The following is a 15,355-nucleotide window of genomic DNA, read 5'->3' as shown; positions in this document are numbered from 1 at the left end:
CGCAAAATTAATTCAATGCGTTCACAACGAAATATACGTTTTACAACGAATATATTCTGTCTGATTTAACGTAATTTAAACAAAATATGGTACGTAACGCATAATTATAAAATGAATATCAGAGAAAATGTAGACGAAGGCTTGCGTTCCATCCAGTCAAACCTGCTGCGGACGGTGCTCACTGCGCTTATTATTGCCATTGGCATTACTTCTCTGGTAGGAATTCTGACAGCCATTGAAGGTATCCAGAATTCAGTAAACAGCAGTTTTGCTGACTTAGGTGCCAATACTTTTACGGTCAAAAATCACGACGAAGATAATTTCCGGAATGGCGGAAGGCGCGGGAAGCGATATCCTGTCATCGATTACAGAGAGGCAAGTGAATTTTCACAACGTTTCCGGGATGATTTTGGTGGAACTGTATCCTTATCATCCAGCATCGGCGGGGCAATTCAGGCCAATTACCGATCAAAAAAAACCAACCCGAACAGTAATGTGATTGGTACGGACGAGCAGTATTTAGGTATCAATGGTTATAAGATCGATTTTGGCCGGAATCTGAATAAAAACGACATGGACAATTCTTTGAATGTCGTGTTGCTTGGTCAGGAAATTGCCAGGAATCTCTTCGGCAATCTTGATCCGTTAAATAAGGAAATCACCTTTATGGGTTCCAAATACAAGGTGATTGGTGTGCTGCAAAAGAAAGGATCGATGGGTGGCGGAAATGACGCCGACCGGATCATGATCATTCCTCTGGATAACGGACGCGGATTAGCTGCCAACCGAACTTTGACGTATAGTATCACCGCTTCCACTTCAAAGATTTCAGATGGCGAAGTGATTCTGGAAGAAGCGCGAGGTCTTATGCGGCGTATCCGAAACGACAGGCTCGGAAACGAAGATTCGTTTGTGGTCGAGCGAGCCGATGCCATGGCGAAAGATTTTGAAAATATTACCGGTTATCTAAGGATAGGTGGTTTTGGTATCGGGATTATCACATTACTAGGTGCATCGATAGCCCTGATGAATATCATGCTGGTTTCCGTTACTGAGCGCACAAGGGAAATCGGGATCCGAAAATCCCTGGGCGCAACACCAAGTGTTATCCGTTTTCAGTTTTTGATAGAAGCCATTGTGGTTTGTATTATCGGTGGTATTGCCGGCTTATTTCTCGGGATTTTGATTGGAAATGTGATTTCAAACTCCATAAGCTCCGAAAGTTCCTTTGTTATTCCATGGGCATGGATGGCTTTGGGAATTGTTGTCTGCGTAGTTGTAGGCGTACTGTCAGGTATCTACCCAGCCATAAAAGCCTCACGCTTAGACCCTATCGAAGCGTTGCGTTATGAGTAATGAAAGAAGAAAAATCATATTGATATAATCACTGAAAATTTATTCAAAATATTTTTGAAACAATGTTTGGTTAATCTGATTTTCTCCCTACTTTTGCACTCCCAACACAACACAATGCCCGGATGGCGGAATTGGTAGACGCGTTGGTCTCAAACACCAATGAGGTTACACTCGTGCCGGTTCGACTCCGGCTCCGGGTACAAATGGCTCTGATGATAAATCAGAGCCATTTTTTTGTTTTAGCTATTTACTAAATTTTTTGAATTGCTCGTTTCAATATGAAAATGAGGTTTGGTTAATACCAGATTTTCAAACAACCTGTATTGTAGCTAGTCTCTTCCTTGACAATTTGATACTTTTCGGGTAAAATGGCCCTGAATTATCATTAGAGACAGTGGGGCTCACTCTTTCTTAAATTTCAACAAATTTGCTCGATACTCTTTTTGAAAATTATTTCTATTAAAATATTTGTTTAACGCTAAAATTTTATCCGTAAATTTTATGTTTATGTTTATAGGGCAGACATAAAGACAACAATCAGCACATGGACATTTACTGTTTAGCAATATCTCCTGATGATGTAACAATCAAACTTTTTCAAGAATTTAAAGTTAAATTAAGAGATCGCTTGAAAAGGCCTTATGGAAGTGAAAATTCATTAGCACATATCACTTTAATCTTTTTTGTCGCTAATGAAGCGACCTATCACCTTATCTTATCAGAATTTAGACAAATTTTGTCGAAACTGATGCCATTCAGAGTTAGTCTTTCGGATTTTAAAGATTTCCAGCCAAATCCTGAATGCACTTTTTACGCAAGTCCTGATGAATACTGATCTATGAAAATCAAGAGCTATTGCCGCATTATCAATAAAAGACTTAATGATACAGTAAGAGCAAAATGTATTGAATGGAGTGTCAAAGCACATAGACAGACAAGGCTTTCTCAATGGCCAGCAAACGACCATAAAATTTGATTGACGAAGATTTGACATTTCAGATTACACTCCTTCTACCCATTTGTAACAATAATATCTTGAATTTTTATCTATTGCATAACAAACTCACCTTTTCAGGTATTTCCCTTAGAATACTTTTGTTTCATCTTAACTATCAGTCCTCAATAAGAAATACTGAATCAACTTTTTATTGCACAAGAACCCACTTCTAACTTTAAAAAGGCTTCCTGCCCAGCACCTTCTTCAATAACCCCTTCACCAGTATTGGCAGTGTGAAATTATGGCTGATTGCATACCGCGAATTGCCTGTGTTTATTGTTTCTATCGGTTTACCGTTGTCACTGTGCTGTACCGTTTCTCCGGTGGCAATATTGATTACGCGTCTCAGATTAAGGTCGTTGGAAAACATATCTGAAGAACGGGGAGAATAATATGTACATCCTTCAAAATAATAATGACTGACCTGGGACCAGCGGGTCAGATTGTCACCTTTAATGGGCATTCCACCATGTACCAGATTGGACGACCAGATCAAAACATCACCTTTTTGCAGGTGAATTTCCTGACGTTCGTAGCCTTTTGCATCCATGAATTCTTCCATGAATTCCTCATATTTATAGTATTCCGCATAATTCTTCTCTGCTTCAATACCTATATCAAAATAATTAAATTCTTCCTGGCGGTGTGAGCGAGGGTAGTAAAACAATGGTCCGTTGTCAGATGTAGTTTCCTCAAGCGCCACCCACACACCACACATATACCGGGCAGGAATACTGCTGAAATGAATGCTGTCGGAATGGGCTCGCTGTTGGGTCCCAAACTTAAAGTTCAAAGTTTGAAATGGAATGGGCTCCCGGTCATACAACATTTTAAGTACATCCATAACTTGTGGTGAACTTGCTATTTCACGCACACTATTATATTTCTTCCATAAATCCTGCTGACGAATTGGTTCCTGTCCGATTTTGTCGGGATACTCCCCTTTGATATCCTGTAAAGTCTGATCAATTAATTCATGACTGACCAATTGCGGCAATACAATAAAACCTTCATGGTGAAAATGATTGGCAATATTCCTTTGCTGGTCTGAAAGTTGTTTTTCTGAAATCAAGGTGTTAAAAAACGGAGACTCAACCCAAGGCAAATTAATTCTGTGCGCGATAGAAATATTTTTCATAATTTCTGGTATAGCAGTTAAAAGGGAAAAAGGTTTTTTACAGGAATATCAATATGGATCACTTGATTAACTTATTCGTTTCTTATCACTGATCGAGATACCGATCGATCTGGTCGAGAACTTCTTCACCATGTTGTTTGTCAAACTTGCGGGCGAAAAACTTGGCGGATGTTAATATCGAAGGCAATTCGTCAATTGATATAGGTGAAGTGTAACTTCCGGAAGGTCTGTCCCACTGCATATATGTCAAACGTTGATTGGATATCTTACCCCTCTCTGCATCAGAAGCGTTTAGTAATATTGTTTGAAACAGAAATTCTTCGGGCACATAAGTCGTGCGAAAAAATTTAAGGTAAGAAGGATGTAAACGACAAAAATCAAGAAGATATCGCACCGCTGCTGGTTTTAGCTGAAACCAATTTGTGCCGAAAAACAGTTGGTGTCCCATCGGCATTTTTCGTGGTAAAGGAAACAAGCCGCTCAAACGCAAAGCAGTATTAAAAACCTTTCGTCTAAGTATATCGGGATTGGGATGCGGATATTTGATCGCATGATGCCGTTTAACTGACAAATAATATTGCTCTACGCGCTCAGTAATATGCGGCGAATTATTAGTAATGATAGAATGGTCCATGATCGTCTGATCAACATGCTGCAAAAACCAGTTCTGTATTGTCTCTGTGGTTGCAATAGGATAATCCTGTCCACTGACCGTCAGGATGAAGTCAGGCTCAGGATTTTGTTTCAGAATCGTCTGAAAACTGGTGAGATAAGCGTCGGACAAAGAGAAGTTCCCCCAGGAAATAGACTTCCGTTTTGTCAGCCAAATAACCTGATCCGAAGGCATTCCGTTAATTGCCGACTTAAAAAGATTGATATCTGCCTTACCATCAACATAAATATAAAACATGCTGGTTGGATAGTAAAGCCTTTTCAGTAAACGGGCCAGTTGAGACGGATCCTTATGTACAAAAATCAGGTAAGCAAGCCGTAGTGGTTCTGCCATCGCGGTCAAAAAATATTAAGATTTGGAAAACAACTCATGCAGTAAAGAAGGAGGGTTGAAAACGGGCAAGGGTCAATAGAATATTTTCTAATGAATGTTCGAATTTTTTATAACCCAAAGTAGACAAAAAAAACAGCAGGAAAATAACCGTTAAATAATAATCATAAACAGTTAAACAAACTTTCTTTTGCCAGGAACCCGGACAAATTCGCATCCGGTCATTAATGAAAATTGACAGCTACAATTTTCATTAATGTTTGATTCTATTAACTTTACAAAATGAATAAAAACCTCGAATGTCAGGTTGCAGGATTCCAAAGTTCCGCAATAAAATTGAAGGGCTTTAAAGTCCACCAGATAAGCGGCCCCTCCTATCCTAAACTTTTTTACGGCAGACGTGATTATTACAAAATTGTTTTGGCGACCGGGCATTTTAATATTTGTTATGGTGACCAGACATTTAATATCAATGATACTTTCCTGTTTTTTGGCAATCCGCACATTGCTTATTCCAATGAACATTTATCGCCCGAGCAAAATGGATTCGCTTGCGTATTTACAGAGCGTTTTATAGGAAGCAGAGAACGGACCGACAGTTTATTGAACACTTCCCTATTTCGATTTGACGGCATACCCATAGTACCGCTGAATAGTGAACAGGCGACATTTATTAAATCCATTTTCGAGAGAATGCAAGCCGTATATGGTGGTGAATATGACAAAAAAGCCGAAATGCTTAGAAGTTTTATAGATATCATCATTCACGAAGCACTGCGTATCCAGCCTCAAACTGAGATTAAAGAAAAAAACGCCGCTACGAGAATGACCTATTTATTTATGGAATTACTGGAAAAACAATTCCCGGTAGAAACCGCCGCAGATCCGTTGCGGTTAAGGACTGCCCAGGATTTCGCTGAAAGTCTGGCTGTTCATGTCAACTATCTCAACCGCTCCGTAAAGGAAATTACCGGCAAACCCATATCCGTACATATCGCCGAGCGCATTACGTCCGAAGCAAAAGCGCTACTGCAACATACCAATTGGAGTGTAGCAGATGTTGCCTTTGCTCTGGGTTTTGAATACCCCAGCTATTTCAATAACTATTTCAAAAGAATTACCGCTCTTACCCCAAACGCTTTCAGAAAGAATAAAGAGAAAGTATGAAAAGCATAATTTTCGGTTTGATTCTCTCTATTCAGAATATCCGTTAAAGCGGAGCTTTGTATTACAAAACAAACAAGGCAATCAGCCACAACATGCTGGTCGTTCTTTTAACTTTTTATAATACAAATCCATGAAACAAGTAGAATCAATTGAAACAGAGATTATCAAAACTGCCAGTGATAAAGCAGTAAACGTTCCAACTTCTGTTTTGTCTGTCAGCCCCATTTTATTATCAGCACCTGAACGTGGCGAAGCAATTCAATTGCGGGTTTCAGCTCCCGTAAGCGGTATCAAGTTACCCATTATCATCTTTGCACATGGCTATGGCTCTTCACTGGACGGATATGCGCCACTCGTAAATTTCTGGGCTGCCAACGGTTTCGTTGTGATCCAGCCAACTTTTCTCGATTCAAGAACACTGGCCCTCAGTCCAGAAGATCCGCGTACACCTTTGATCTGGAAATTCCGTGTTGAAGATGTGAAACAAATCCTGGATGAGCTCGACTTTATTGCAGATTCTGTAATTGGCCTTAAAGGTCGTTTGGATCATGACAGCATTGTTGCAGTTGGCCACTCTTTTGGTGCGCAAACAACCGGAATGTTGTTAGGTGCTCGGGTTATCAACCCCGACGGAACGCTTGGCGAGGATATGTCCGATTCCAGGATAAAGGTTGGCGTACTGCTGACCCCGGCAGGAAAAGGAGGCAGCGACCTGAGCCCGTTTGCTGCTGAGCATTTTCCGTTTATGAATCCAAGTTATGCCGCAATGACAACACCAACGCTTGTCATTGCGGGTGATAAAGACATTTCACCTTTGACAATTCGCGGATGGGACTGGTTTACAGATGCCTTTACTTTGAGTCCGGGAGCCGACTGGCTGGTAACGTTGTTTGGTGGTGAACATTTGTTAGGTGGGATTTCCGGATATCTGGTTACTGAAACGAGTGATGAAAATCCGGAACGCGTGTCCGCAGTACAACAACTTTCCCTGGCTTATCTGCGCAGTGCACTATATCCCGAGAATTCTTCCTGGTCGGAAGCGCGAAAAGAATTTAATGAGCATCCAAATCCGATAGGTAAGATTGAAGGTAAATTAGATTAATAGGTTAGGAATTTAAATTTAGAAAAAATGCTCCGCTGGTAAGTCGGAGCATTTTTTTGTCAGCTATGACATTTAATAAATTATGGGTTAAATAAAAAGTCACATTAAATCCAAAACTTATCCAACCCTTTTGCGTAAATCTGAGTCTTACAAAGCAACTCATCTCTCCTTTTTATGAAAAAACTGATCTTTCTTATTTTACCCGTAGTTTGCCTGACAAGCTGCTGGCCGATTTTTTCTCATAAAGAGGATGGGGAATTTCTGGAAGAAGTTGTACGCCTGGATGAATTTAATTCTGAATTCGACGACTATAATTCCAATATGCCCTCAAACAGATCAGGTTCTACGTATTTGTTATTCTCTTCCAAACGAGAAAAAAAGGATGTTTTCAACCTTATTTATTCCAAAGCAGATTTTAGCTACGGCGACCGGCTGGAATTGAAACCACATAAAAATATACCAGGCACCTATTCAGAAAATTCTTATGATGGTGCACAATTTCTTGCATCCCGGGCAAATGGGGATTTTAACGTGCTCGGTCCCAAATCAGTAATCCTGAATATAGATTTTGCTAATTCCGGTGGCAACAATGATATGATTTTATTTTATGCAGACGATTCCTCTGGCAATCTCGACATAAAACATCTTACATACGGAAATAATCCAAAGCCAGAAAAGTTTGACATATTGAATTCTGATCAGGATGATGCCTATCCGACTTTTTCGTATGAAGGTGATAAAATCTATTTTTGTTCAAACCGCGGAGGTAATTTCGACATTTATGAAGTAACGATTTCACGGACAGGCGCGGAACAAATTACGAGAGAGAACCTGATTCATCCAAAGGATTTCAGGATCAGAAAAATGGATGAACTTTCCAGTCCTTATGAAGATAAATGCCCTTATTTAATGGAGAATACGATGGTATTTGTTTCGGACAGGCCAGGAGGAAAGGGTGGATTTGATATTTATACTTCCACACTGGAAAACGGGAAATGGTCTGTACCTGTAAATGCAGGCGGGCGGATCAATACATTGTATAATGAATACCGGCCGGTTCTACCAAGACTTTATAACTTTAATTACCAGCTCATGATATTTTCTTCTGACCGTCCTGGCGGCAAAGGCGGGTTTGATCTTTTTATGACAGGGCTGGAACAGTTCTGATCTTTTAGCCAGAAACATTTTAAAATCAGTCATTTAAAATAAAAATTACATATCCGAATTACAAAAAAAATCATATGCCTGCTGAGCCAGGTCATGCAAATGTTTCCTTAACTCAATCGGTTCGAGTATTGTAACTGCCCCTGCATATGGCAGCAGCCAGGTAGCGAGGTAAGGTAATGAGCCGATTAAAAATATCATTTCCAGACTTCCATCAGGCAACAGTTCCTCGTGTGTCCAGCCATACTGTTGCTTGGTATCGTGCAAATGCTGAGCAAGAGCCGGCAAAATAGCAACTGCCTGAAAGCGGATTGTTACCTTTTCTCTGGATCTTCTTTTGGCTTCGTCAACCCACTATTGCTCCAATGTTTCAGGGCGGGCGGTAAAAATTTCTTCGCTTAACCGTAGATATTGAATACGATCCAGTCGGAAATCCCGGAACGCCTGCCGGAGCCGGCAGTAACCAACTACGTGCCATTGCTGACTCAGATAGAGACCGATCGGCTCAATATCGCGGTTAATTGCAGATTCATTGTCAGCACCCCGATATAAAATATTGACTACACGATGCGCGGTGACAGCAGTTACCAATTGCTGGTAAGCATTCGATTGCCCGGGCTGGCTGGGCAAAACAAAAATATGCGGATCAATTGTTTCCAGATAATCACGGTCTGCATGCCGCATAGCAGCGCGCAACTTGTTCATCGCCGCCCCGCTGAGATGTGCTGTGGCTGCGTCGGTGAGTTGGGCGGCAAGTTTTTCAGCTGTCAGTAATGCTATGGCTTCCTCTCGCGTAAACATTACCGGCGGCAAGCGGTACCCGTCCAGCATCGCATACCCCTTACCTTCCTGCGTCACCACAGGAATTCCCGCACTTTCAAGTGTTCTAATATCACGGTAAATCGTACGTGTACTGACAGAAAACCGTTTCGCCAGTTCTGTGGCCGTCAATATCCGCTTTGTTTGAAGCAATGTAAGCAACGCAACCAAACGTGAAAGTCGCGTTATTTCCGGGTCAATCATTAGCTATTTTTTTGTCCACTGAATGGCTTGTGGTTTCAGATTCAGTTCAGCAAGTTCTACAATTTCAACAATGCGCTTCTGCCTCGTATCAGATCGTTTGGCTTGATTCAACCATTGTAAAATACTCTTTTTAACGGATTTACTCAGACCTGAAAAATTGCTATTTGCGTTTGGCCTTTTTTGAAACTCCTCTTCCAGGTCCGCAGGGACTATCAATGCTTCTACATCGTCAAGAGATATCCAGGAACCATTTCTTTTTGCAGTTTCGATACTTTTCAGGCCTTTTTGCGTCATTACCCCATCTTCAATAAGTCGCCTGACTTTTTCTTTATTAACTCCTGACCAAACACTATTGACTTTTCTCCTGCTAAAAAACCGCATGAATTTTTCTTCGTCCAGCGGTTTTGCAATACTGTCAATCCATCCAAAACAAAGTGCTTCATCCACGGCATCGCTCCAAGTGATGGTTGGCGTGTTTGATTTATTTTTGTAGAAAATCAGCCAGACGGATTTTTCATTATTGTGGTTTTCTTCCAGCCATGCTCTCCATTGCTGACGGTTTGCCGGATAAAAAGTTTTTAACTCTTTTTCAATCATGATTGCTGGCTGAATTTTCTCAAAAATAGCATAATCGAACTGATACTTATTTCATTGCGGTTAAAATCAGGCTGACAATCAAGATACCAGCCATATGATATGCGCCACTTATCAAACCGTAAAGCAACGGTTTTGGTATATTAGGGTTAATAGCAATATTGACCGTATTGGCCGCCAGATAACCAAATCCAACAATGACTGCAAAAATCACAGCATTTTCGTAAGAATCTATTTTTAAAGCATACATTAAAATGGCAGTAGCAACTGTGATCACAAAACAACAAATTGCTGGACCAATTATAAATATTGGAGCCGGTTTTTGTGGTGTGTCATTTTCTCTGCCTAATGAAATTTTATATGATTTTGGAAAAAGCAAAGTGAACCATAAAGCGCCAAGAAGAAAGTAAGGCACGAATGCCAGCAGAACGCTTAACCAGGAGATTTCAGACAGAACGTTAAACATATTTTTATTTTTTAGTGATTGAAATTGTATCAACACCACAAAGAAAAACATGCATAATGACAGCCCTATGTCATAGGTAAATCGGGAAATGTAAATATATTTTTTCAGCTAAAACTTTAAGCCCGAAAACCCATTGGTGTAAAGGAAGTCTGCTTTTTGAAAAAATTGGAGAAGTTGGCCAGATCATCAAATCCCAATATGTATGCGATTTCCGAAATAGTCCAATCGGTCTGTTTCAATAAAATCTTTGCCTCCTGGGCAATTCTGTTACTGATGATTTCAGTCGTGGTGCTCCCGGTTGTTTCTTTAAGTACTTTGTTCAAATGATTCACATGAACAGCTAGTCTGTCTGCATAATCTTTTGCGGCCCGAAGGCTGAGTCTTTGTTCCTGAGATTCCAGCGGAAATTGTCTTTCCAAAAGCTCGATGAATAGTGAAGAAATCCTGTCAGAAGCGTTTTGTACGGAACTAAGCGAAGAAGCGGGTTGCAATTTTTGCCCGAAATGGATGACTTCTAACAATAAATTGCGCAGCAGGTCATATTTAAAAATGTAATCCGTTTGCAGTTCTTTGTGCATTTTCCTGAAAAGATATCCCAGTTCTTCCGATTGCTCTGAGGTAAGCTCAAAAACAGGAAGTTCGCCCGGACGAAAGATGGGCAGATCATCGAGGATAATTCCCGCTCTGTTTTTAGAAAGAAAATCACTGGTGAAAATACAAAATAGCCCCGTCTGGTTATCGTCTTCCGGTATCCAGTGATAGGGAATTTTAGGCGTCGCAAAAAGCAGAGCACTTCCGTTTATATTAATAACCTTATCGGCATACTCCGCCCTGTTTTTACCTTGCAGAAAGCTGATCTTGTAATATGACCTCCGGCTGTAAGGCATAATCCGTGTTCCTGTTTTTTTGTCAAACAGTTTTTCAATTTCAAACACATTGAAATGACCTATTTCTTTCGAAATATCTTCCGGGAGCGTGGCTGTTGCCCGTTTGTAAAAATCATCGATGGAATTTGAGGTCATAGTGATCAACTGATTGTTAAAACCAAATTTAACAATCGGATAGCAGTTTTTCAAAATTTGTATTTTTCGCCAGATTTAAGTCCTCTTATTGACTGCTTACGCCCACCAAAGTCGCTGTCGATAAGAATATATTTCATTCTTCCGATATTCTAATATTTTCACGTTTCATTGGCTGTTTTTCCCAGTAGGTCAAACTTCTCCAAGTCCATTCAAGCGGACCAAAACGGAAATATCTGAGCCAGATCGGACTAAAAATTAATTGGAAAATCCAGATACTGAATACAATGTAATAAAGCTGGTGACGGTGCAGCATCCCATATAAGGAAAGGCCATAACCCATGAAAATAAAATTACAGATAATGGAATGACTGACGTAATTTGTTAAAGCCATTTGCCCCACCGCTGAAAGACTTTTTTGGAGAAAAGGAAGAATACCTGATTTTATAAAAAGCATAATCACTGCAATATGCCCAATCGTTGTTGGCACTCTGCCAACGTCATAGGTCCTGAAAACTGCTGCCATTGAAAGTATATCAAAATGATGATCCATGACATAACTGGTTTCAAAATAATTGACAGTCAATCCTGTTCCGTAACCAATAATAGCCATTATCAAATAAAATTTATTTGATTTGGCTGCTCTGAAAATTCCGGTTTTAAGAAAGGCCATACCAAGCAACATCATCGCTGCCATTTCCATAAAGAAGTACCGATACATGTAGGTACTTTGCATAAACTGAGCGATGGGAGCCTTTACCTTAATAATGCTCCAATAATCCTTATGCATTGACTTTACAAATTTATCTATTTTTTCTTTTGGTGGTTTTGCATCAGAGACTTTGCCCTTCCAGGTTTCAATCGCCGTCGAATCTTCCTTTGTAAGTTTCTTGAATTCTTTCTTTTTCAACTCAACGGATGTGTACTTATCAAAAGCCGTTTTGGTATCATAATAGTCGTAGTTATAAATCAGTGACATAAAAACAAGAAGTACTGCGCTTGCAACAATCAAACGGCTCGGCTTCCAGTGCCTGAAACTAAATACAAACATACCAACGATGGCATATGGATAAAGCACTTCACCATTCCACAATAAAATGTAGGTATGGATAATACCGAAAAGAAACATCCATAACAATCTGCGAAAGAATGCGTCAGTGACTGAAACGCCATTTATATTTCCGGCCAAACGACTGTTAAATAACACAATGCCCGCGCCAAAAAGCATGGAAAACATGCCTCGCATTGTACCTTCAAAAAACATTGAATTTATCCACCATACTTTTAAATCCCAACCTGTTGCTCCGCCGGTTACGGTTGGATCATCATAGGCATGATATAAACCAAGGCCGGTGATGTTCATCAATAAAATACCCAACAACGAAATGCCCCGGATCGTATCCATAGCGCTGATTCTATCCGTTTTTTCGGTCGGTTTGAGCATAAGCTCCGGGAGCATTTCGGGTTGAGCATTCATCTGGTTGAGTGTAATAGATTCGGTCAAAGGTATTATTATAAAAAGGGAAAGACTTTTACTATTAGGTCAAAAACTTGGTCTATTTGATCAATATCAAGTTTCCATTGAAAAAACTTAGCTTATTGTCTCAATTACAAGGACAGGCGTCAGTAAAACGAATAATATTCAACACCGAAACGTCAAAATCAGCAGACTGCCTTTGGCGTTTCCTGGCGTGTTATTCCAAAAAAGTAGTTTCTTATAATATGGCCTGGCTTTATGTTGACCCAAGCCTTTTTACCTTATTGTGCTAAATGACAAACTTTAATACAATTAGAAATTCTCCTAATCAATAATTTGTTGGACGAGTGCTTCATAACGTTCATCATGTAATCTGCCGGTAAGCCAGTCACGCACTATGAATTTGAAAAACAGCATTGGAGGTTCATGCTTTTCAATTGCGGTTTGAAAATAATGCAAAGCTTTATCCACATCGCCCACACAGGCATGCACAATGCCATTATCATAATTGGACACAACCTGGGTTTTGCTTAGTGAAGCCATCTGCGTTAGAATATCCCAGGCACTTTCCGTCTCGTCGGAAAGTCCGAATAATGCACCACAGGCACTAAGCGTAATTCCGTTATAGTTGAGTTCCAGCGCAGTTTCCAGCGCTTCCTGGCTTTCAGGATAATTTTTTAGCGTGATCAGATTCAAGCCTGTAATCATATATCCACCCCAGAATGACGGTTCCAGCGCAACAAGTTTTCGTCCCTGAGCGACGGCTTTTTCAATGTTTCCGGCTATCCAGTATACGTAGGCCGCATAGAAATTGTTGATCAGTGAAAACGGCTCAAGCGATAAAGCCTGTATCACGTGTTCCTCTGCCTGGGACAGACTGCCCGTCAAAGCTGAGTACAAGGCAAATTGTATATGTAATTCGGCCGCGTTCCAGCTTAATTCCAACGCTTTTTTAAACGTGACAGAGGCATTTGTGAAATCCCATTCGTATAACATCTGCATCCGGGCCAGAGCCAGGTAACTTTCCGCAATGCTATCGTCCAGTTCCAGCGCTTTTTCGGTTGCCATTTTCATCAGTGGCAAAGCATTGGCTGCCGGAAGAAGGCGATAAAACCACATGTTCAGATAACAGGAAGCAATGCCTGCATATGCGATTGCATAGTTTGGTTCCAGTTCAATGGCCAACTGAAAATACCCGATCGCTTTATTGAATTCCTCAGCTCCTGCAAATTTGTTATGAAAAAACCGGCCGTGCAAATACAATTGATAGGCCTCAGGATTATTGGTATACCTTTTAAAAGGCGTTGCATGTTCGGTACTTAATAATTGTATTTTGATTTCTTTCAAAATCGAAAGCGCAATCTCATCCTGAATGTCAAAAATATCAATCAGCTCTCTGTCATATTTCTCGGACCATATCTGATATCCGTCTTCTACTTTGATCAGGTTCGCCGAAATACGCAGTTTATTTCCCGATTTTCTAATACTTCCTTCCAGAATATGATTAACATTCAGTTGCTCACCGATCAGCCTTACATCCTGGTTTTTTCCTTTAAAAATAAAAGAAGAAGTGCGCCCTGCGACCTGTAAATCAGGCACATGGCTTAATACGTTAATAATTTCTTCTGTCACGCCATCACTAAAATACTCCTGCTTCGGATCATTGCTCAAATTCAAAAAAGGCAAAACAGCAATAGACACTTTTTGAGCGGTCGATTTTGTATTTTTTTCCATGACAGACAGGTTCCTGAAATCGTTTGGTGTGATTTTGAAAGTCCCGGAAAATATTGGCTGATATTCTGAGGACTTCCGATGACCACAAGATACGAAATTTACGAAATCCTCATAATGCATAACCGTCTTTGGCAAGCGTGTTCTGTTCTTTATTCAATCTTTGCCGGTGAAGGTAAAATACGTTTTTTATTCGAGTTGCGCTGTACCTTTTTGTTTTCTGTAAGGTGTTTTGAAGAAATCACCAACCACCTGATTAAACATATCTTTATACACGACAAGCGTTGAATGCCCCGAATTTGGTAAAATCCACAAATAGGATTTAGGAATGGCCTCAGCGATCACCATGGTATGCTTCGGCAAAATCACATCGTGATCTCCACCAATAACGAGCGTTGGACATTTTACATTTTTCAAATCCGCTGTGGTGATATTTGGATTGAAGATCATCAGATTAAGTAATTTCTCCTGTGCTTTAACCTCGGAAATCTGCTGCACTTTGGAAAGACTGTCCTTGGCCGCTACGATCATTTTTACAAATCCGGGTTCAATGGCCGTAGTATCCGGCCATAAATTCGCTCCGGTTATGGCCAGTTTTCTTACTTTTTCAGGATGCCTGATGGCCAGTAGAATACCGTCGATACCACCGTCACTCCAACCTACAACATTACAGGAATCTACGTTCAGCTTATTCAATAATTCATTAAGATCATCTGCCATCATTTCATACGACAACGAATCTGCCGGATCCGCTGATTTTCCCTGCGCACGACTGTCGGCAACAATTACTTTATAGTTTTTGGCAAAATATGGAATCTGGTTTTTGAAGTTTTCTATGGAGCCTCCATTTCCATGAATCAGTAACAGAGGTTTTCCAGTGCCGTAAACTTCATAATACATCTTAAAACCACGAATGTCTGCATATTTACCTGTTTTTGAATTATTACCAAACAATGCTTTAGAGGCCACTGGTGATGCAGATTGGGCAAATACATTTTGAAAACACAGCATCAAAACCAGATAAACAAGCAGCTTTTTCATCATTTTATAAGTTTTCTTCTGATAAACTTTAATCGGTAAACAACGCATTTCTATCAGATTTTTTAAAAGTAAATATA

Annotated in this window: 13 protein-coding genes, 1 tRNA gene and 1 pseudogene; 6 read left to right on the top strand and 9 right to left on the bottom strand. The window is 40.2% G+C overall.

The annotated features are described in order from the left end of the window. Positions 1-111 precede the first annotated feature (111 nt). The 3 genes from LXL81_RS00805 (at position 112) to LXL81_RS00795 (ending at position 2,191) form a co-directional block, all read left to right on the top strand. Positions 112-1,356, top strand: coding sequence for an ABC transporter permease (locus LXL81_RS00805; protein ID WP_234644804.1), 1,245 nt, complete (start codon positions 112-114; stop codon positions 1,354-1,356). A gap of 116 nt (positions 1,357-1,472) precedes the next feature. Continuing rightward, positions 1,473-1,556 (top strand) — tRNA-Leu (locus tag LXL81_RS00800). 344 nt (positions 1,557-1,900) lie between these two features. Continuing rightward, the gene (locus LXL81_RS00795; RefSeq protein ID WP_234644803.1) at positions 1,901-2,191 is read left to right on the top strand and encodes a 2'-5' RNA ligase family protein; all 291 of its coding nucleotides are present in this window, start codon (positions 1,901-1,903) and stop codon (positions 2,189-2,191) included. A 337-nt stretch (positions 2,192-2,528) separates the two neighbouring features. On the opposite strand, the gene LXL81_RS00790 is transcribed toward LXL81_RS00795, so the two are convergent. Both LXL81_RS00790 and LXL81_RS00785 read right to left on the bottom strand, forming a co-directional pair. Continuing rightward, positions 2,529-3,491, bottom strand: a complete 963-nt coding sequence (locus LXL81_RS00790) for a phytanoyl-CoA dioxygenase family protein (RefSeq protein WP_234644802.1) — start codon at positions 3,489-3,491, stop codon at positions 2,529-2,531. A gap of 85 nt (positions 3,492-3,576) precedes the next feature. Continuing rightward, a complete protein-coding gene (locus LXL81_RS00785) occupies positions 3,577-4,497 on the bottom strand; it encodes a beta-1,6-N-acetylglucosaminyltransferase (RefSeq protein ID WP_234644801.1) in 921 nt (306 codons plus the stop codon). Between the two features lie 279 nt (positions 4,498-4,776). On the opposite strand from LXL81_RS00785, the gene LXL81_RS00780 reads away from it, so the two are divergent. From LXL81_RS00780 to LXL81_RS00770, 3 genes are all read left to right on the top strand, one after another. After that, a complete protein-coding gene (locus LXL81_RS00780; RefSeq protein ID WP_234644800.1) occupies positions 4,777-5,661 on the top strand; it encodes an AraC family transcriptional regulator in 885 nt (294 codons plus the stop codon). 130 nt (positions 5,662-5,791) lie between these two features. Further along, the gene (locus LXL81_RS00775; protein WP_234644799.1) at positions 5,792-6,763 is read left to right on the top strand and encodes an alpha/beta fold hydrolase; all 972 of its coding nucleotides are present in this window, start codon (positions 5,792-5,794) and stop codon (positions 6,761-6,763) included. Between the two features lie 174 nt (positions 6,764-6,937). Beyond that, positions 6,938-7,930, top strand: coding sequence for a TolB family protein (locus LXL81_RS00770; protein WP_234644798.1), 993 nt, complete (start codon positions 6,938-6,940; stop codon positions 7,928-7,930). Between the two features lie 45 nt (positions 7,931-7,975). On the opposite strand, the pseudogene LXL81_RS00765 reads toward LXL81_RS00770, so the two are convergent. The 7 genes and pseudogenes from LXL81_RS00765 to LXL81_RS00735 form a co-directional block, all read right to left on the bottom strand. After that, positions 7,976-8,950: pseudogene (locus LXL81_RS00765) on the bottom strand (helix-turn-helix transcriptional regulator). 3 nt (positions 8,951-8,953) lie between these two features. Further along, positions 8,954-9,547, bottom strand: a complete 594-nt coding sequence (locus tag LXL81_RS00760; RefSeq protein ID WP_234644797.1) for a YdeI family protein — start codon at positions 9,545-9,547, stop codon at positions 8,954-8,956. 46 nt (positions 9,548-9,593) lie between these two features. After that, positions 9,594-10,061, bottom strand: coding sequence for a DUF1761 domain-containing protein (locus LXL81_RS00755; RefSeq protein WP_234644796.1), 468 nt, complete (start codon positions 10,059-10,061; stop codon positions 9,594-9,596). Between the two features lie 65 nt (positions 10,062-10,126). Beyond that, positions 10,127-11,032, bottom strand: a complete 906-nt coding sequence (locus LXL81_RS00750; protein ID WP_234644795.1) for an AraC family transcriptional regulator — start codon at positions 11,030-11,032, stop codon at positions 10,127-10,129. A gap of 133 nt (positions 11,033-11,165) precedes the next feature. Next, entirely contained in the window at positions 11,166-12,506 is a 1,341-nt protein-coding gene (locus tag LXL81_RS00745) for a DUF418 domain-containing protein (RefSeq protein WP_234644794.1), read from the bottom strand. 324 nt (positions 12,507-12,830) lie between these two features. Continuing rightward, positions 12,831-14,240: an AraC family transcriptional regulator gene (locus LXL81_RS00740; RefSeq protein WP_234644793.1), complete on the bottom strand. Its 1,410-nt coding sequence runs from the start codon at positions 14,238-14,240 to the stop codon at positions 12,831-12,833. 186 nt (positions 14,241-14,426) lie between these two features. Further along, positions 14,427-15,281, bottom strand: coding sequence for an alpha/beta fold hydrolase (locus LXL81_RS00735; protein WP_234644792.1), 855 nt, complete (start codon positions 15,279-15,281; stop codon positions 14,427-14,429). Positions 15,282-15,355: the final 74 nt, after the last annotated feature.

The sequence above is a fragment of the Dyadobacter sp. CY356 genome (assembly GCF_021440195.1).
Taxonomy (GTDB): Bacteria; Bacteroidota; Bacteroidia; order Cytophagales; family Spirosomataceae; genus Dyadobacter.
The sequence above is the reverse complement of the archived record's forward strand: the minus strand, read 5'-3'. Positions and strand labels throughout refer to the sequence as shown.